General features: G+C 58.1%; 14 protein-coding genes and 2 pseudogenes. 2 read left to right on the top strand and 14 right to left on the bottom strand.

The window, feature by feature from the left end; genetic code table 11:
- A pseudogene (locus BLW97_RS00745) lies at nucleotides 1-233 on the top strand (IS256 family transposase); the annotation flags it as partial.
- A 27-nt stretch (nucleotides 234-260) separates the two neighbouring features.
- Here BLW97_RS00745 and BLW97_RS00740 read toward each other — a convergent pair.
- Nucleotides 261-770, bottom strand: a pseudogene (locus tag BLW97_RS00740) (IS110 family transposase); the annotation flags it as partial.
- Nucleotides 771-1,050: 280 nt separating this feature from the next.
- On the opposite strand from BLW97_RS00740, the gene BLW97_RS00735 reads away from it, so the two are divergent.
- Nucleotides 1,051-1,284, top strand: coding sequence for a hypothetical protein (locus BLW97_RS00735; protein ID WP_075322033.1), 234 nt, complete (start codon nucleotides 1,051-1,053; stop codon nucleotides 1,282-1,284).
- A gap of 43 nt (nucleotides 1,285-1,327) precedes the next feature.
- Here the strand turns inward: BLW97_RS00735 and BLW97_RS00730 are convergent, their stop codons facing one another.
- The 13 genes from BLW97_RS00730 to BLW97_RS00665 all read right to left on the bottom strand — a co-directional run bounded on the left by BLW97_RS00730 (nucleotide 1,328) and on the right by BLW97_RS00665 (nucleotide 17,935).
- Nucleotides 1,328-1,570: a CopG family ribbon-helix-helix protein gene (locus BLW97_RS00730; RefSeq protein ID WP_075322032.1), complete on the bottom strand. Its 243-nt coding sequence runs from the start codon at nucleotides 1,568-1,570 to the stop codon at nucleotides 1,328-1,330.
- A 418-nt stretch (nucleotides 1,571-1,988) separates the two neighbouring features.
- On the bottom strand, nucleotides 1,989-3,290 hold the full coding sequence (locus BLW97_RS00720; protein WP_207650533.1) for an McrC family protein: 1,302 nt from the start codon (nucleotides 3,288-3,290) through the stop codon (nucleotides 1,989-1,991).
- A 5-nt stretch (nucleotides 3,291-3,295) separates the two neighbouring features.
- Nucleotides 3,296-5,680 carry an McrB family protein gene (locus BLW97_RS00715; RefSeq protein ID WP_075322029.1) on the bottom strand — a complete coding sequence of 795 codons (2,385 nt, stop codon included), beginning with the start codon at nucleotides 5,678-5,680 and terminating at the stop codon, nucleotides 3,296-3,298.
- 6 nt (nucleotides 5,681-5,686) lie between these two features.
- Nucleotides 5,687-6,439 (bottom strand): M48 family metallopeptidase, encoded by a 753-nt coding sequence (locus tag BLW97_RS00710; RefSeq protein ID WP_077218158.1) that lies wholly within the window; start codon nucleotides 6,437-6,439, stop codon nucleotides 5,687-5,689.
- A 4-nt stretch (nucleotides 6,440-6,443) separates the two neighbouring features.
- A complete protein-coding gene (locus BLW97_RS00705) occupies nucleotides 6,444-9,779 on the bottom strand; it encodes a type I restriction endonuclease subunit R (RefSeq protein WP_075322028.1) in 3,336 nt (1,111 codons plus the stop codon).
- Nucleotides 9,779-11,065 (bottom strand): restriction endonuclease subunit S, encoded by a 1,287-nt coding sequence (locus BLW97_RS00700; protein WP_075322027.1) that lies wholly within the window; start codon nucleotides 11,063-11,065, stop codon nucleotides 9,779-9,781. Before BLW97_RS00700 ends, BLW97_RS00705 begins: the two co-directional genes overlap by 1 nt.
- 585 nt (nucleotides 11,066-11,650) lie before the next feature.
- Nucleotides 11,651-13,561, bottom strand: a complete 1,911-nt coding sequence (locus tag BLW97_RS00695) for a type I restriction-modification system subunit M (RefSeq protein ID WP_207650532.1) — start codon at nucleotides 13,559-13,561, stop codon at nucleotides 11,651-11,653.
- A 46-nt stretch (nucleotides 13,562-13,607) separates the two neighbouring features.
- Nucleotides 13,608-13,979, bottom strand: a complete 372-nt coding sequence (locus tag BLW97_RS00690) for a BrxR family transcriptional regulator (RefSeq protein ID WP_242947627.1) — start codon at nucleotides 13,977-13,979, stop codon at nucleotides 13,608-13,610.
- 203 nt (nucleotides 13,980-14,182) lie between these two features.
- Nucleotides 14,183-15,457 (bottom strand): dihydroorotase, encoded by a 1,275-nt coding sequence (locus BLW97_RS00685; protein ID WP_075322026.1) that lies wholly within the window; start codon nucleotides 15,455-15,457, stop codon nucleotides 14,183-14,185.
- The gene (locus tag BLW97_RS00680) at nucleotides 15,450-16,448 is read right to left on the bottom strand and encodes an aspartate carbamoyltransferase catalytic subunit (RefSeq protein ID WP_024893458.1); all 999 of its coding nucleotides are present in this window, start codon (nucleotides 16,446-16,448) and stop codon (nucleotides 15,450-15,452) included. The genes BLW97_RS00685 and BLW97_RS00680 overlap by 8 nt, the downstream gene beginning before the upstream one ends.
- Complete coding sequence (gene pyrR, locus BLW97_RS00675) at nucleotides 16,445-16,954, bottom strand: bifunctional pyr operon transcriptional regulator/uracil phosphoribosyltransferase PyrR (RefSeq protein ID WP_075322025.1); 510 nt, start codon at nucleotides 16,952-16,954, stop codon at nucleotides 16,445-16,447. The genes BLW97_RS00680 and pyrR overlap by 4 nt, the downstream gene beginning before the upstream one ends.
- Nucleotides 16,951-17,382 (bottom strand): Holliday junction resolvase RuvX, encoded by a 432-nt coding sequence (gene ruvX / locus BLW97_RS00670; protein WP_075322024.1) that lies wholly within the window; start codon nucleotides 17,380-17,382, stop codon nucleotides 16,951-16,953. Before ruvX ends, pyrR begins: the two co-directional genes overlap by 4 nt.
- Nucleotides 17,375-17,935 (bottom strand): YqgE/AlgH family protein, encoded by a 561-nt coding sequence (locus BLW97_RS00665; RefSeq protein WP_010640688.1) that lies wholly within the window; start codon nucleotides 17,933-17,935, stop codon nucleotides 17,375-17,377. The genes ruvX and BLW97_RS00665 overlap by 8 nt, the downstream gene beginning before the upstream one ends.
- Nucleotides 17,936-17,965: the final 30 nt, after the last annotated feature.

Genomic DNA, 17,965 nt, shown 5'->3' with positions numbered 1-17,965 from the left:
ATGCCATTGAGTCCACCTTCGCTACGGTACGCCACCGGACTACCCGGACGAAGAACTGTGTATCACGCAGCAGCTTTCTGGGATTGGGTTTCAAGATGCTGCAGCAGGCTGAAAAACGCTGGATTGGGATTTATGCTCCAGAGAAAGTCCTGCAGCTTTTTGCAGGGGTGAAATTTATCGATGGCATACCGGCTAACCTCACCCTGCCGGATGATCAACAGACCGCCGCCTGATCTATGTCAGAAAATGCTCATACACCAGATTTGACTATAGCTCCCGCCCAGGCGGATCCCCCCGTCGGTCAGCACCTTGTGTAGCCGGTTCTTTTCGGAGGCCAGCATGCCGACCAACTTCTGGCGTTGGCGGGCAATCAAGCGTAATTCCCGCAGTGGCGCTGGCGGGACAAAGGAACCGCGTAACAAGCCCGCGCGCGCCAGCATGGCCAGCCATTCCGCATCGCCAACATCGGTTTTGCGCCCGGGCACCTGTTTGACGTGACGGGCATTGACGACCTGGGCACGAATGCCGACCTGCTCCAAAGCCGCATAGGGACTTTTCCAGTAAATCCCGGTACTCTCCATGACCACTGCATCCGGCTGCCAGGTCGCACACCAATCCGCCAAGGCCCGGCGGTCTTTCTTGAAGCCGCCAAACTGACGGCGCTCTACCTCCACAGTGCCATCCGGGTTGCCTATGATGGCACAGGCCGTGACTTGTGCCTGATGAATATCCAGGCCGATCACACGTTGAAAAATGGGTTTCAGTTCCATTGGCTTTCCTCTCCATCTATACTGAAAACGTGGGAGGCGACGGATGCCGATGCCGAATCAACCTGCCTGCAGCAAGCCACAGGCGGTCCTCTTAATGTGCGCTCTCATGGAGGCAATCCGGGGTACGAGTCGGCCCGGCGGGTCCCGTTAGAAACGGGATCAAGTCACCAAAATTTCGCGCGATCTCAATCCGCCGCCACCCGCTCCCATTCTCTTTCATTCTCCGGGGTGGCGCGAGTCGCAATGGACGTTAGAGTGAATCAGACATAGGGTGCGCGAAATGGAAGACAATTTGGTACTGGAACAACTCGGAAAAATCCGGGCTGAGCTGGATGCCGCCCGTGGGCGTGACCACGAAATCTTGGCGAGATTAAGCGGTATAGAGACAGGGCTTACCCGCATTGCCCGTGACGAAGCGGGTAATTATGCTGAAGTTATCCATGACCGACACAGCATTGACAGAATTCGGGAAAGATTGGACCGTATTAAAAGTCGCTTGGAAATAGCTGACTAAGGCCGCTTCATCACCAAGGTCACGCAAAGCGTTACGAACAAACTTAATCTGCACGCGAAGCCCATTTGTCGAACTCAGCCGCAACATCCTCTGTGCTGGAAAAATCTTCGGCATCAGCTTCTACAAGCCCAACATGAATCTGGGATGCCTGCCATTGCTCCCTTTCCAGGTACTCTTTGATAGCCTCCATAGCCAACCAAGACCGGCTACGTCCGGTCATTTCCGCCAACGATTCTAAATCATGCTGAACAGCTTCTGGCGCTCTGATAGTCAATACAGACGACATGATGCACCTCCGTACTCAATGTATGACTAAGCATACATAAGATACAGCGCAACATGAATGGGGTGTAAAGTCCAATGGTACGAAAACTTACGCGAAGCCCGGCGCGCTCAAGAACGAAGTGCAACCCAATGAAGAATACACTGGTTGAGCACGTTCAAACTTGCTTTTTATCCTGCCAGCAATGGTCAGGGTTTTTTGGTCTTTATAGTCCTGCCAGACGGTGTGCTGGACATATTACCCACTTTCTCCTGCGCTACATTGCCCGGCAATCTGTCAGACCATGAATTTCTCATCAGGATGCGCGGTCAGTTGGTCGACAATTGATTTGTCAAGATTAAGTGCCCTCTTCTTATCTTTCATTCGTAATGCTCTCAAACCGGCACTGTATTGAAATCACCGGCCAAGGCTGTGTGCTGTTTTACTCCACGAAGATCGACTGCAGTTGCGAGAACGCTGGAAGCTTCAGACAACGCTCCTTAAGACAAAACGGCAGCACCCAAAGGCGCATCCCGCTGGTTTTCGGAAAATCAAACACAGGTAACGGGTCGGCGAAGGCCCCCGTTCTGGGGTAGATCAGCACAACATCCCCGGCACCATCGAGATAACTCAATCCATAGGCCTGCAACTGGTAGAAGTCGCTTTGTGACAAGCCATATTTATCCGTTCCGTTCGACTTCAGTCCATCCAGTAGCTTCCACTTGGTGTCGAGTACCAGTAAATCGCGATCCGAATTTCTAACCAACAAGTCCGGTTTCAACCGAAACCAATTCTGTTCGCAGTGGCGCACCAGATGATGACTTCGTGCCTGAGTTTTCAGAATGAGCGAAGTGGCTAACTGTCGTGGAAGATGCTTGGCCACATAGGCTTCAAAGACAGCCTCCATCGGAAACAACAATGATGGAGCGCTGTGGCGGCCAGAACCGGTCAGGGGTGATTCCCCGTCCAAGATAAGCCTCGCCCATGCGAGGGCATCGGCGTAGTGGCCCATACCACGATCCAGTCGCACCTGCTGGAAATCGATCCTAGTTTGCGTGGAAGGCGGCACATCCGCAAATACGAAATCCAGCTCTCGGGCCAGCTGCTGGTTGGCCTGCGTTCCGGTCAGAATCAACACGCGCTGTAACGCCGCGTGTAGCAGTCGGTTCTCTGGTCGGTTAGTCGAAAACTCATCGTGCTCGGTAAAGAATCGGTCTGCCCGGAACAGGTTTTGCCGCAAATGAGGCGACATCAAGAGTTTGCCACGCAAGGCAAATAAATTGTCTTGACGCTGGCGATAGTCGCTGCGTAGCCCACGTTTGACGATGTGCTCGACAGTGCGCAAAAACTCGCTGATGAAAATTTCCAGTAGCGGCATCCGCGCCGCAGAAAGTTTGGCACTATCGGTAAGGACATGCCGAAAACCATGCAGGCAGCACAGCATTTCAATCAGCAACTGACGCGTCTCGACAGCGCCACCACCGATAGCTTTGCCAACCTTCGGCAACACCTCTATCTGGTATCCATCTGGAGCACGGATGACGCCGACAAAGCTGGTCACCTGTATGACACGACGACCTCGGCGTTGAGTCCATCGCAGCCAAGCGGCATCTCCAGCGTCTGCAGCCCGTAGGCATTGCTCCTCAAGCCAGCCAAATACATCGGTCGGAACAATGTGCACACCCTCGATGCCCGAGGAGTCAGCCCCCGCTGTTGCCAAGGCGTCAAACTCGTAAATCGTCAAGACATTCATGAGGCTGGCAGCGTCTGATAGATGCCGATGTAGGCATCTGGATTAGTGAAAGACGCATCCTGAACCACGTAGCGCTGCTTGGTGGCATAGGTGTCCAGGCCATGATCGCTGCCGAACAAGCGCGCCAGATCCTCTTCATGATCCTGGCTCTCAATCACAAACCGCGCCGCCTCGGGCTTCTGGTTGTCTGCCAGCACAAGCCGAATTTTTTGCCAGTCTTCGAAGAAGTATTCCTCGAGCAAGGGGACGATGCGATTACTGAAGAGCTGCGACAACGCCACGAGCCGTTCGTCTCCGTCAGGGACCTGTGCAAGCGATGTGAAGTAAGCATGACCGATGCAGTGATCACGGTCGTAAAGTGCCTCGACACGCTGATTGATGACAGACAGCATTCGCGGGATGTCGACCACCTGCCCACCCAATGTCACCCGCAGGCCAAAAAGTGGCGCACCCGCCTCATCACGCGCATCCGGCAGCACAGGCACAAAGTCGAACCTGCGACGCAGCGCCGTATCCAGCAGGGCAAGCGACCGGTCCGCTGTGTTCATCGTGCCGATGATGTCAACGTTGGGTGGCACCGAGAACGATTCGCCCGAGTACGGCAACGTGACCGAAATGGCGTTTTCCGCACCCTCACGCTTGTCAGGTTCGATCAACGTGATCAATTCACCGAAGATCTTGCTGATGTTGCCCCGGTTGATTTCGTCGATGACCATCGCAAAGCGCTGGTCCGGTGCGAGGCGTGCCTTGCGACACAGATCCTTGAATGCGCCTGGGCGTATTTCGTACTTGATCGCACCAGACTCAGTATCGTCATCCAGCACGGGACGCAGCCCCTCCACGAACTCCTCATAGCCGTACGATTGATGGAACGTGACAAAGCTGTAGTGACGAAGGATTTCCGAAGACTGGGCACCAGCCCGGTACTCCTTGAGCAAGGCAACGAGGTCGGCGCAGGCTTCTTCCCATTCACCGGCCAGTTGCCAAACAGACTCCTCTCTCTTGTCGAAAACCTGTGGGCTAAAGCGCAATTTAGTCTTAACCGTCGTTGACTCCTCGATTGTGCGCTCTTGCAATGTGCCCCAAATGGTTTGCCGCACATTCTGCTTCCGTCCTTTCATGCTCGAAATTGCATCAATAAAGTGATGTTCCAACAGCTGGCTGACATTCGCCTTGCCTCCCAGATCAACCAAGGCCAGGACGACACCTTCCCACCATTTCAGTGGAGCAATCCTGTCAGCGATAAATTGGCTCTGCCATTCCGCAGCGGACACCGAGGTCATTGCCTGCTCATAATCCCGCCGCAGCAGCTTGGATACCTCGTAAGTTTTGCCTGTCCCCGGCGGCCCGTAGTAAATACGATTGAAGGCTTGCGAAACGGCTGTATCCATTGGCGGCTCCTCATCATCAGATTCCTCGTCGGGCTCCGTAGGGTCATCTCGAAGTTGATAAGGCCACAGTCCTGGGCGTTCGGTTTCCAACACCCACCACTCGTCCAAGGTTTCGCGTTCGGCGACCAAAGCGGCTTCAATTTTGGCCACCAGATCATCGGTCAGTGGCTCCCGGTTCAACTTGGGCACCGCACCGACATTGCGTAACCAGGATAACTTCCTAATCCGGGTGCCACGGATCACACCGAGCACGCCGATCGCTCGCTCACTGCCAGGGTTCTTGCGGCCAAAGCGCACTTGAATCCCTTTGCCCATGTGCCACCAGTCCAGTCCCGCTGCGTGAACAGCTCTGGCCAGTCTGCAAAACGTCCCATTGTCTTGCGGCGACCATGAAGCTCGGAAGGTTTTGAAAGCAGGCTTGCCATCGAAGTGCTTGAGCAGATCTTCATCACTCAGCTTTTCAACCAAATCCAGCTGGGTCACCAGCTCGTCATAACGTACGCGGAATTTGCGAATGGCCTCGATGCTCCAATCCACCAGCTCAGCCAGCGATTTGCCCAGTCCTTCCGAGGCCGGAAGCATGGCGACGATGGGCGACCCGTTGTCGTAGCCGCCGCGCAGTGCAAGGTAGTCACGACGCTCGGGTGCGTCTTCATTAAGCCCGACCGTGTCGATCTTGACCACAAAGCCATCATCGGCCCCAATTCCCACGGTATAAGCCAGTTCCTTGGGCGAATCCGCTGCCGGGTAGATTCGCGCCCAGTTGTACGGCAGGAAGGAATTCGCCTGATTGGTCGGGCGCTTGCGAACCTTGACCACACCCGTCGGGAACAACTTGGTCTTCACCTCGTCGGCCCACGCCTCGGTCACCTCGTAGGCCTTCTTCAGTTCCTTGTAGGCGCGGTTCTGCTCGGGGTTGGATTCGTCGCGCTTTTGCCCCTTCCACTTATTCAGCAGTTTGAAGTGGTCACTGGTGAAATAGTCCGCCATGTTTTCTTATATCCCCTCAACATCAATTCCATGTTCGGCCAGCCAGGCCTTTCGCTGCGCATAGTCGGGCATTGCGCGCTCAACGCGTAGCCAGAAGGCAGGGGTGTGGTGTGGCTCGTGCAGGTGGGCAATCTCATGCACCACCACATATTCCGCGATACGGGCTGGCAGCAAGATCGTTTTCCAGTGGAAGTACAGCCAGTCGCCCTTTCCGCAAGAACCCCAGCGATAACCGAGGTCCTGCACCTTCACGCCAGCAGGTGCCACCTCCATGCGTGACTGGTAGTCGGCCACCCGGCCCGAAAGCCAGATCCGAGCCTTTTCGCTATACCAGCGGATGAAGTGCTCCCGTGCGCCTGCCTGCGCATCATGGCGCAGCGCAAAGCGGCCATTCACCAGCTTCAGGGGGGGGTCTTGGTCGTCGACCAATTTCAGCCGATGGCTGCGCCCGAGATACAGGAAGCCCTCGCCGCCAACGAACTCTTTGCGCGGCACCTGGCGTTGCAGCCGATCCTTCTCGGCCAGCTTGGTGTAGATCCAAAAGCGCTTCTCGCTGACAAATTCGCGGAGTTGGTCGATGCCCACCTCGGGCGGCGCGCTCAGAGTCAGTTCCCCCGTTCTTTCCACGGTGATTTGCATCGTCTGGCGCCGGGCACTGCGCCGTATCGTGAACTGCAAGTCGTCCACCTGGATGCAAGCCTCTGCCACAGTCGCAGAGCTTTCCGCGTGGTGGTGGGTAGATTTCAGGGGCGACAACATGGCTTTACACCTGCACCAGCTTGTCGTGACTGGCGCGCGCCTGCTCCATCAACTTGTCGGCCAGCACACCCGCCTTGTCGGTGTCCACCAAGGGTGGCCGTAGACGCATCAAGTGCTCGAACAGTTGCGTATTCAGGTCTTCTTGCGCCGCACGTTTATGGGGGCTCCAAATATCACGGTTGCCTTGCAGCTCCTGCACCAGCAGGTCCACCAGCTCCACGGTCACATCCTTCAGCCGCAGCAACTCGGCTGCCGTGGGCGTCTGGCCAGCACACACCACGTCCAGCACGGTGCGCAGGAAGGGCGCGCAATGCTCGGGCAAGTCGCTTGGGGCATCGGCACTGCCTGCCTTGCCCGAGCGCAGTTCGTCGATGATCTCCTGTAGTTGCGAGATCACCTCATTCCACTGCTCGCCCAAGGATTTCAGTATTTCATTCAAACGCTCCGAGAGCCTGCGGTAGAGCACAGGGTCCTCATCGATATGCTTGCGGATGTGCGAACGGATAGCGTGTTCCATTTCGGAAGCCACTGCACGACTGGCTGCAACACCCGCTTCACGGGCTGTTTTCTGCAGGTGCTTCTCAAAGGCAGCATCAGTCAGTTGAATAGGCGGAATCTTCGGATCGACACCGAGCGAGATCACATGGTCGTCGATCAGCTTGCGTACCTTGGCACCGACGTCCTTGCCCAGTACCGGCGTGTCCTTGTAGCGGTTGCGGGCGCGAGCGTAGATGTAGGCCAGGCGTTTGGCGTCGCCAGAATAGGGCAACCCTTCCGGTCGTGGCAACACGGAGTCGAGTGATCCCAGGAAGGCCTTGAGCTTGACGGCAAACTCGGCGCGCAGTTTCTCGCTGCCCAATGCCTCGACGCAGGCTTCGGTGTCGTCCAGTGACTCGATGCCTCGCTGGCGGAACAGATCTACCACGCGCAGATGCCGGTCGCGCAGTACCGGCACCTCGTCCTTCAGGCTGGCCAGCGCGCCTTCCACGTCCTCATCGGCGTAAGCCGCCAGCGCTTCCTTCAAATGCTGCGCCACGCCGAAGTAGTCCACCACGATGCCACAGCGTTTGCCGAAGCCGGTGCGGTTGACGCGGGCAATCGCCTGCAGCAGTTCCGCCTCTCGGATCGGTCGGTCAAGGTACATCACGCCCTCGATGGGTGCATCAAAGCCGGTGAGCAGCATCGATTTCACCACCAGGAAGGCCAGCGGGTCAGTCTTCTCTGGTTTGGCATGGAACAAAGGCTTCTTGAAGCGCTTGATCAGCTGCTCGTGCGTTACGCCGTCGGTCCACTGCTTCCAGACCGGGTCATCGTTGTTGCTGCCCGAAATGATGGGCGCGAATTCAATGCGCGTCAGCGTGTCGCGGTAGCGCCAGGCCTGCACCACCGCCTGCACGCTCACAGGGCGCTGACACAGCGCCTCGTCATCCAGCGCCTTGTCCTCAGGCGAGAGCGCGTGGGCCTCGGTCAGCAACTCATCGCGGGCTGATCGCAGGGCCTCGAAATAGCGAATCGCCGCCAACCGGCTGTACGCCACCACCTGCGCCTTGTAGCCGTTGGGCAGGATGTTGGTCACGTAGTGGCGAAGGATGTCGCGCGCTTTGTCGGCTATCAGCGCCGGGGCGTCAAAGATGTGGCCCTTGGTGGCGTACTTTTTCTTGATCGCCTCCAGGTCCTCCAGCGAGTGCTGGCGGAACAGGTCTTCGAACAGTTCGTCGAGGCTGGCGCCGTCCTTGATCGCGCCGTTGGCCGTGCGGCCCTCGTAGAGCACCGGCACCGTGGCACCGTCGGCCTCGGCTTCCTTGATGGTGTACTTGTCGATGAACTCGCCAAAGATCTCGTGGGTGCGCTTCTTATCGCCCATGATGATCGGCGTGCCGGTAAAGCCGATGCGCGCGCAGTTGGGCAGGCCCGCCAGCAGGTTCGCGTGCAGGTCGCCCGCCTGGGTGCGGTGCGCCTCGTCCACCAGCACGAGGATACTGTCGTCCTCGTTCAGCACCTCAAACTTTTCGTCGGGTTTGTAGGTGGCCTTCGGCTCTTCCACCTTCGGCAAATCGTCTTTCGTCAACGGGGCATCACCTGCGCTGTCCTGGTCGCGGTATTTCTGGATCGTGGCAAAAATCAGCCCCGGCCCTTTGCGCCGTGCCAGCGCTTTCACGCCCGCCGTGCTTTCGGCCACATCTACCACCTCGCCGGTCAGCGTGGCGGTCACCGACAACTGGCCCTGCAGGTCCTTGCGGTCGGTGACAACGATGACCTTGAAGCGCCGTAAGTCAGCGTCTGCGCGCATCTTGCGCACCAGAAACACCATGGTCAGGCTCTTGCCCGAGCCCTGGGTGTGCCAGATGATGCCGCCACGCTTGTCGTGTTCGCCGTTCTGCAGCCGCGTCTGGCCAGTCTTGAGGCGGGCAATCGCCCGGTTCACTGCCCGGTACTGCTGGTAGCGGCACACCGTCTTGATGGTCTGGCCGCCGGTCTGCATGAACAACATGAAGTTTTTCACTACATCCAGCAAATGCGCGGGGGCCAGCAGCCCGGCGATCAAACGTTCCTGCTCGGAAATTGCCGCCTTGCCTAGCGCCTGCGCCACCTCAATCTCGCCACCTGAACCCTCCGGGCCGACCACCGTTTTCCATTGGGCATAGTGCTCAAAGGCCGCGCCCACGCAGCCCACCCGCGCCTCGTCGAAACTACTGGCCACCAGCAACTGATTGGTGGCGAACAGCGCCTCGTTGCCCTCATTGTCGTCCACCTCGAAGGCGGCCTTGCGCTGGTTGCTGTAGCGCCGCAGCTGATCGACGGCCTCGGCCAGCGGCTCAGGCACGGACGGGCTTTTGCACTCCACCACCACCAGCGGAATGCCGTTCACCAGCAGCACCAGATCGGGCACGATGAAGGCCTTGCCGCTGTTGAAGCCGGGCGGGCAATCGACGCGGTACTGGTTGATCACCGTGAAGCGGTTATTGGCTGGGGACTCCCAGTCGATGTAGCGGATGGTCTGGCCGCGCCCACCGTCCCAGCCGGGTAGGCCGTCCACCGTCAGGCCACGGATCAACAGCGCTGTCGCCTTCTCGTTAGCCTCCATCAGCTTGTGGGTGCCCAGCTTTGTGATGGCCGCCACGGCTTCCGACAGTCGCGCCTCATCCAACCAGGGGGCACCGTCAGGCCCCAGGTTCAGCGCGTGCAATTGTTCGCGCAGCAGCCCCTCCTGAATCACCTCGGCAAAACTGGTTCGACCAGTGACTGCCGGGTCATCGAGACTGCCCGCGTTATAGGCCCAACCGAGTCCCTGCAGCTGAGCTACGAACGGTTTTTCGACGTCATCAAGTTCCCACCCCATCAGGCGCTCCCTTGTTGTTGGGCGGCTTCGGCCAGCAATGGTGTAACGCGGACGCGACCGGTGAGGAGGTCGTCCATGAGACCAGATTTCAAAACCACAAACTTCTGCTGTTCGTCGGTCTCATACCGAAGACGCGTTTCTAGCGATTGCATCCGATCAGCAATGAGTTGCTGCTCATCAAAAAGAGGGACGGGAATCTTGAAATCCTTGACCTCAGAAACGTTGAGATGAGGGTTCGTTGTCCCAGAGGTCAACGATCCGATTCGATCCTTAACAGCTCCAGAGTAGATTTGAGCAAGTAGGTAATCCGCAACCAATTTGCCATTCTTTGGCCTGAGCAACATGACCCGTTGACCGAGACAAATTCGCATTTCAGAAGGAACAATGAACGCTTCGCCAACCGGTGCCTCACGAGTGAAGATCAAATCGCCTCCTTGCGGCTCCAGCCTAGTAATTCTGTCGTGATACTGAAGTTCAGAAACACGAGAAGCCAGCGATTCGAGGAAGATCCCGTCCTTGATATGCATCGTCCTGGCAACGAGAACACCTTGCTCCTGGAAATGCGGTGTTGAATGGGGACAATCAACTACATCCGAGCATACCTTGGCAATGCTCTCGACATCCCACTCCTTCGGAATCCACCCCAGTGGCGACGGCTTGTAGAGATGCGGCGCCTCGGCTTGGGGCGGGCGCAGTTCGCCGTTGGCATCGATGCCGCGTGTCAGCAGATCGTGCAGTAGGCCCTGCTTGACGGCCTTGAGTTTGGCGATGATCGCCTCAGTTTCGTGGATGGCGGTGTCGAGGGTATCGAGGATTCCCGTAACATGCGCCCATTCATTTTTCGGGGGGAGTTTGAGGGAAAGCGTCAGCAAGTCACTCTTGTTGACCGCCTCGAACGTTGTACCCTGCGAGACGCGTCGAAGTGCTGAAGACTGTCGTGCAATTACTTCACCGACCAAAGAAGGTTTGATTCCCCTAACTCGGATGGCCGCGAGGCCGCGGCCAATGCAGTAATCGCGATCTGCAAGATTCACGGCGCCAACTGGGGCGCGAACGGATATAAGCACATCATTCGCCTTGCATAGCTTCGCAGGCCGCAGACATCCGTACTTTGGCTCAGGAAATACCGCTCCGAACTCTGCGTTACCCTGCAAAAATGGATGCCCGACAAAGGGGTCATCGATTACGTACCTAGAGTCCGGTGACTGCCCCATCTCTATATGAGCTATCTCGCCCAAGGGAACTGAAAGAAAGTCCGACGCGTTAGTTGTTTCTGCTTCAGACATACCTTAACCCCTTCAAAAACCCCTGCAGAACCTGTGCCGCTTCATCCCGCTTGCCCTCAATCTCGGTCAGTGTCACGCGGTACTTGTCCCACCAGTTTTCGAACGCGGCCACGATCTGCTTGCGCTGCGCGGTCATATAGCGCTCCACGATGACTTGCATGTCGTTGTGCAGAATGTTCAGCAGTAGTTCGGCGGATGCCTCTGGTGTCAGGCCATCAACCGCTTCATCAATGTGCTGCTTGAAGCTGTCGTTCTTGGCTTTGAGTTGTTTCTTGACGGCGGTGAGCTCCTTCTTCCAGGCTTTAAGCTGGGCTTCGTCCACGGCGTTTTCTTCGTCGCCATCGTCTTCCGCCGCCTCGGCGGATTCACCTTCCTCGCCCTCGGCGTCCTTGGGGCTGGCGGCCTTGATCTGGCTATCCAGCTCGGCCTTCTTGGCCTCCAGTTCGGTGATGGCACCGACGAAGTCGCTCATCAGGAACTTGACGAGCTTATGCTCCAGCGGGCTTTCCTTGCTGGCCTTGTCTTCCAGCGCGGTGACGATGCTGGTGCGCCAGGCGTCGGCCACGCCCTTGGCGCCGCGCGCCATCAGGGTGAGGAAGTCGTACTTGGTCTGGTACCAAAAACCGGCCACGATGCCGCGCACCTGGAAGGGGTCAAGCAGGCCAATGGCTTCCAGGCTTTGGCTGAAGCTGGCGAGCAGGTCGGAGCGCAATGCCACCAGGCTGGCGGCGTTGTCCATCTGGCCGGACAGTGCCGTGATGCGGGCGCTGTGGGCTTGCCACCATTGCTCGAAGGCGGCGCGGATGGCGGCTTCCTTGGCGACCAGACCGGCATTGGTTTCGATGGTCGGCTTGATTGCTTGTCGGGTATCGAGGGTGGGCGCGAAGTCGTAATACCGGGCGTCGCGCTCGACCAGCAGGTCCAGCGGTTGAGGCCGTGGGCGCTGAACAAGCCGGCTTTGTCGGCCACTTCGGTCTTGGGGATGCCGCCCACCAGATGGGCGCGCACGTCGTGCGGCTCGGGCGGTGGCGCATTGTCGGCGTAGCGGCGGATGTTGAGGTTATAGTCGTTGGCCTTAAGCGTGGCGGTGTCGACGATGGCCGAGAAGCCGTCGATGGCGCGGAATTCGTCGAAGGTGGTGACGATCTTCTCGATGTGTTCGGGCAGCAGGTAATTCTGTGCACGGCCTTCGAAGAACTCGCGGTCGGCATTGATGAACAGCACTTTGCCCTGGCGCTCGGCGGGCTTGCCGCTGACACGATTGGCGCCGTTCTGCACCCGCTGGCGAAGCACCAGAATGCAGGCCGGAATGCCGGTGCCATAGAACAGGTTGGGCGCGACGCCAATGACGGCTTCGAGTAGGTCGTCCTCAATGATGCCCGAACGGATGGTGCGCTCCTCGCCGCCCCGGAACAGCACGCCATGCGGCATGACGGTGGCCACCATGCCGCCGTCGCGGGTGACGGCCAGCATGTGCTGCAGGAACATCAGGTCGGCCTTTTTGGCACCCAGTGGCACCTGACCGTAGGGGAAGCGCTCGGCTTCGAACTTGGGCTTCCAGGCAGGCTTGCCGTCGGCATCCTTCTCGGTATTGCCCCAGTAGATGGAGAACGGCGGATTGGTGAGCACGCGGTCGAAGTGCATCAACTCGCCGCCTTCAACGTGCTGCGGTTCGGCCAGGGTGTCCTCGTTTTGCAGGTTGGCAGTGCTGATGCCGTGCAGCAGCATATTCATCTTGGCGATGGACCACACCGTGCCGTTGAATTCCTGCCCGAAGAGGTTGGCCTTGCGGCCGTCTTCGCCGTGCTCGTCGATGTATTCCTTGGCCGCAATCAACATACCGCCGGAGCCACAGCAAGGGTCGTAGATGTCGTGCTTGAGCTCGGGCTTGATCAGTCGCACCATCATCCGCACCACCGAGCGCGGCGTGTAGAACTCGCCGCCTTTCTTGCCCGCCGAATCGGCGAATTCGCCAATCAGGTATTCGTAGGCTGCACCCAGCAGGTCGGGGAACTCGAAGTCTTCGTTGCGCAGGCGGTGCAGGCTGAAGTGCGTGATGAGCTGCTGCAGCTTGATGTCGGGGATCTTGCTCTGGCCGATCTTGCGGGTGAAGTCGATGTGCTCCAGCACGTCGTACAGGCTGACGTTGTCACCTTCAATCCCCGCGAGCGCCTTGCTCAGCAGGCTTCCGACATTGGCCTGACGCGAGTTGTCGACCAGGTAGCTGTAGCGCGACTCCTTCGGCACCCAGAAATAGCCGTCCTTCTTGTACCAACGCTTGTTCTCGGCCGAGGCTTCCGCTTCGGCGGGCGACTTGCACGCATCGATTTCGAGCTGGATCACTTCGGCGCGGCGCTGTTCGAACACGTCGGAGCAGCGCTTGAGGAACAGCATCCCGAAGATGTATTCCTTGAACTCTGAGGCGTCCATCTTGCCGCGCAGGATATCGGCGGCTTTGAAGAGGTGGCGTTCAAGCTGGGGCAGGGTTAAGGGCATGTAGGGAATCCAGTCAAAATCGGTTGTTCTGTATTGGCGCGGCGCATCAGTCAGCCTTGCCCATGATGTTTTGTGCGTCTGGCGATCGGTATCCGGGGGCCAGCAGTGCGTTCTTGACGCCGTACAGCGCCAGGTGCTCTTTCAGCCAGAGCCGGTATTCGTGGCCGCGCAGACTGTGGTCCGGAGAGCAGTCCACACTCCACTGCCGCAAGATGTATCCGGCGGTGGCAGCACGCAGCTTCAGCCGCAGCACGCCGTCACGCATGCCGTAATTCATTTCCGTGATCTCCGGTCGGGGCTGATCCGGGTAATGTAACGCTGGCAGGTCATCAGTCCTGGTGAAAACATCGTTACCAACTATACGAGCTAAGAAGCCCCCTTCAGGGATTTCTACAACGATAAAGTGGATTTCAAGCATAATTTTCTCCTAAAAGCCGTCAATCCCCTCTGAAACAAGTTCTTCCAACAGATTCAAGGCATACATTCTGTTTGGATTGACGACCAATAATTTATAGACCTTTGCTGATGAATACTGACCAGAATTACAAGGACCCAAGTCCTGCATGGACGACTAATTCATCATAACTTTCCACAGCCTATTCCTCGTCGAGCGGCACACCCTCAACCCCGAAACACCACCCGCCCCTCCACCAGGGTATAGCGCACCCGACCACGCAGATCCCATTGTGCATAGGGCAGATTGCGGCCCCGGCTAGCTCCGGATGCGGGATTAAGGGTAAATACCGCTTCCGGATCAAACAGACACAAATCTGCCACACTGCCGACTTGCAGAGAAGGCAGCGGCAAACCCAGCGCCTGAGCAGGGCCGGTACTGAGTAATCGCAGTGCAGCCATTAAACCCAGCAGGCCGTCGTCCACCAGACGCAAAGTCAGCGGCAACAAGCACTCCACCGCACTGATCCCGAAAGGAGCCTGAATAAAAGTCATGCTCTCGCGGTCTACTCCCCAGGGAGTATGATCGCTGCTGATGGCCGCAACATCGCCCTCGGCCACAGCCCGGCGCAGGGCATCCCGTTCGGCCAAAGAGCGTAGCGGTGGCAATACTTTGGCATGGACGTTGAAAAACCCGACATCCTGCTCACTGAGCAACAAGTGGTGGATGCTGACCCCGCAGCGCACCGCCTCACCACGCTTACGGGCGGCTTTTACCGCAGCAACAGCGCCGCCCGTGCTGAGATGAGGGAAAAACAGAGGGCAGCCACTCAGTGCCGCAATGGCTATATCCCGCTGGATGCCCACCTGTTCAGCCACGGCCGTGCGCCCCGGAAGGCCCAGTCGCAGGCTCAACCCGCTTTCGTTCATCACGCCATGGGCGGCCAGTTCGGGGTCTTCGGGATGGAGCATTACCGGCAGTCCCAAATCAGCCGCGTAGCTCAGGGCCAGACGCAACAAAGCAGCGCTACGGATAGGTTGCTTGGCCTGACTGAACACCCGCGCCCCGGCATCCATAAGTGCCGTCATTTCACTCAAGGCTTGCCCTTGCAAGCCTGTTGTCAGGGCCGCGCTGACCTGCACCCGCGCCAGAGCCAGCTTTTCAGCCAACAGTTGCTGCTCCCGGAGGACGGCAGGGGTATCGGCAACGGGCTGGGTATCCGGACGCAGCACGACCTGCGTCACCCCACCCGCCACGGCGGCCTGTAGCTCGCTGGCCAGATCGCCATCGCGTCCATGACCGGGACTATGCGCCTGCAAGCTGCTTTCTATCAGCCCCGGGCAAGCTACCAGGCCTGTACCATCGAGAATTTCATCCGCCCGAAAATCCTCAGCAACAGCACCCCGTACAGCGATTTTTCCAGCGACAATGGCCAGGTCGGTAATCGCATCAAAACCATCGCCGGGATCCATGACGCGGACATTGCGGATGATTCTACGCATGGTTTTCGCCTCCTCCAGCAGCACCCGCCAGGAGGGTCAATACCGCCATACGCACGGCGAGACCGTGTGCAACCTGTTGCAAAATCACGGCCTGATGACCGTCCGCCACTTCCGACGCAATTTCCACGCCGCGATTCATAGGCCCCGGATGCAGGACTAGCGCATCAGGCTGCGCCCACTGTAAGCGCTCCGGAGTAAGGCCAAAGCGGCGATGGAATTCATCCAGACTGGGCAGACGATGGGATTCCATGCGTTCCTTCTGCAATCGCAGGGCACAAATGACATCGACACCGCGCAATCCTGCCTGCAGGTCGTGGTAGACATGCACCCCCAGCGCGGAGAGTTCTTTGGGAACCAGGGTTTGCGGTCCGATGACCCGGATTTCCGGGCAACCGAGAATCGACAAGGCATGAATCTGGGAACGCGCCACCCGCGAATGCAGGACATCACCCACAATAGCCACGACCCGATCTTCAATGGGTCCGGCCAGACGCCGAATCGTGAATACATCCAGCAAGGCCTGGGTCGGATGGGCATGCTGGCCATCACCTGCATTGATCACCAGCGCCGAGTCTCCCAGATGCCGGGCGATCAGATGCGCGGCCCCGGCTTCCGGATGGCGAATCACAAAACCATCCACCTGCATGGCCATCAGATTATCCACCGTGTCGATCAGGGATTCGCCCTTGCTGGCACTGCTGGTACTGACCGCAATATTCAAAACATCTGCTGAGAGGCGTTTGGCGGCCAGCTCAAAGGTGCTCCGCGTGCGTGTGCTGTTCTCAAAAAACAGATTGACGATGGTTTTGCCCCGGAGCGTCGGGGTTTTTTTGACGCTGCGCTGAGCGATGCTGAGGAAGGATTCGGCCGTATCCAGAATCTGCAGCATTTCGGGTTCACGCAGCCCTTCGGTATTGAGCAGATGGCGGAGGCGACCCTGGGCGTCGTACTGAGGATTACCATCACCAAAACGGAAAGTGGAAAGGCTCATGAAGCCGTCCTTGGCGATGTCAGCAATTCCAGACGCAGCGGATCGGGCCCCCGGAGTTTGATTTGTCCACCCACCGCCGCGTTGAGGCGCAGGGCAGCAATGTCGGCCGCCACCGGGACTTCGTGCCCACCGCGATCTACCAGTACGGCCAGGAGGATGCTAGCCGGTCGGCCATAATCAAATATTTCGTTCATGGCGGCGCGGATGGTACGCCCCGTATAAAGCACGTCATCCACCAGAATGATGGAGCGACCGTCCACAGCAAAAGGAATATCCGACGCCCGCACCTGCGGGTGCAGACCAATCTGACTGAAATCATCCCGATAAAAAGAAATATCCAGCTGCCCCAGCGCCGTTTTCAGCCCCAAAGCGCGGTGCAGCGCCTGGGCTATCCAGACACCACCTGTAAATATACCAATCATGGCGGTCTGCTCCGGGTCAACATGCGGGCGCAAATCCCGAACCATTCCTTCCAGCAGTGTTGTCACATCCCAGTCTGCATTCATTGCATGGCTCCGACATCCTGAAAAGTCTGGAGAATTTCACAGGCAGCGGCCTGATCCAAAAGCTCGGCGCGCTGTTTCGCCGAAAGCGCACGTTCTTTCAGCATCCATTCGGCAGCGTGGCTACTGAGGCGTTCGTCCACCCAATGCACCGGCAGGGGGAAACGGCGCTGCAAACTCCTGGCAAAATTGCGCACCCGGCGCACCATCAAGCCTTCACTACCGTCCATATTCAGGGGCAAACCCAGAACTATAGCGCGCGGTTGCCAGTCCTTGAGGATGCGCGCAAAGCTCTCCCAATCCGGGCCACTCTCGCCATTGCGCAGGGTAGCTACGCCCTGTGGCGCCCATCCGGATTCGCCCAATACGGCAATACCAATACGTCGCTCCCCGAAATCAACCCCCAGAAGCGGCCCGGAGCCCTCAGGCATGGCCCGCCGCCCCGCTGAGCAGGCGCATATCCACTCCGAGCGAGCGAGCGGCGGCCTGCCAGCGTTCACTGGCGGGCAACTCAAACATGACCTGCATATCCAGCGGACCGTGCAACCAGGAGTTTTCTTTCAGCTCTTCTTCCAGTTGCTGTGCGCCCCAACCGGCATATCCCAAAGCTAACAGATAACGCTGGGGTTCCTCATGCTGGGCGATGGCTTGCAAAATATCGGGAGAGCTGGTCAATGCCAGGTCTTCGTTCAACTCCAGACTGGAAAGCCATTCCCCCTTGGGCGAATGCAAAATAAAGCCGTGTTGCGGCTGCACCGGTCCACCCCAATACACCGGGCGATGAATCATTTCTTCGGAAGGCTGGATATCTACGGCCTTGAGAGCTTCGGACATGTTGATATCCACAAGACGATTGATGACCACGCCCATGGCACCGTCGGGGCTATGCTCGCAAACCACAATCACCGTCCGGTCAAAAATACCGTCATGAAGCGCCGGCATGGCAATGAGCAGATGATTTTTAAGAGAAGAGAAATTCGTCATACTGCCTATCATACGGGTTTTCGATGAAAA

This window comes from Acidithiobacillus albertensis (assembly GCF_001931655.1).
Classification (GTDB): domain Bacteria; phylum Pseudomonadota; class Gammaproteobacteria; order Acidithiobacillales; family Acidithiobacillaceae; genus Acidithiobacillus; species Acidithiobacillus thiooxidans.
This window is presented reverse-complemented; position numbering and strand designations above follow the sequence as displayed.

Coding starts and splice junctions, on each gene's coding strand:
- ruvX (WP_075322024.1), bottom strand. CDS start 17,382: ATGCCTGAGGGCTCCGGGCCGCTTCTGGGGGTTGATTTCGGGGAGCGA.
- BLW97_RS00700 (WP_075322027.1), bottom strand. CDS start 11,065: ATGTCTGAAGCAGAAACAACTAACGCGTCGGACTTTCTTTCAGTTCCC.
- BLW97_RS00665 (WP_010640688.1), bottom strand. CDS start 17,935: ATGACGAATTTCTCTTCTCTTAAAAATCATCTGCTCATTGCCATGCCG.
- BLW97_RS00690 (WP_242947627.1), bottom strand. CDS start 13,979: ATGCTTGAAATCCACTTTATCGTTGTAGAAATCCCTGAAGGGGGCTTC.
- BLW97_RS00710 (WP_077218158.1), bottom strand. CDS start 6,439: ATGTTGTCGCCCCTGAAATCTACCCACCACCACGCGGAAAGCTCTGCG.
- BLW97_RS00705 (WP_075322028.1), bottom strand. CDS start 9,779: ATGGGGTGGGAACTTGATGACGTCGAAAAACCGTTCGTAGCTCAGCTG.
- BLW97_RS00730 (WP_075322032.1), bottom strand. CDS start 1,570: ATGTCGTCTGTATTGACTATCAGAGCGCCAGAAGCTGTTCAGCATGAT.
- BLW97_RS00735 (WP_075322033.1), top strand. CDS start 1,051: ATGGAAGACAATTTGGTACTGGAACAACTCGGAAAAATCCGGGCTGAG.
- pyrR (WP_075322025.1), bottom strand. CDS start 16,954: ATGAATGCAGACTGGGATGTGACAACACTGCTGGAAGGAATGGTTCGG.
- BLW97_RS00685 (WP_075322026.1), bottom strand. CDS start 15,457: ATGCGTAGAATCATCCGCAATGTCCGCGTCATGGATCCCGGCGATGGT.
- BLW97_RS00680 (WP_024893458.1), bottom strand. CDS start 16,448: ATGAGCCTTTCCACTTTCCGTTTTGGTGATGGTAATCCTCAGTACGAC.
- BLW97_RS00715 (WP_075322029.1), bottom strand. CDS start 5,680: ATGGCGGACTATTTCACCAGTGACCACTTCAAACTGCTGAATAAGTGG.
- BLW97_RS00695 (WP_207650532.1), bottom strand. CDS start 13,561: ATGCCCTTAACCCTGCCCCAGCTTGAACGCCACCTCTTCAAAGCCGCC.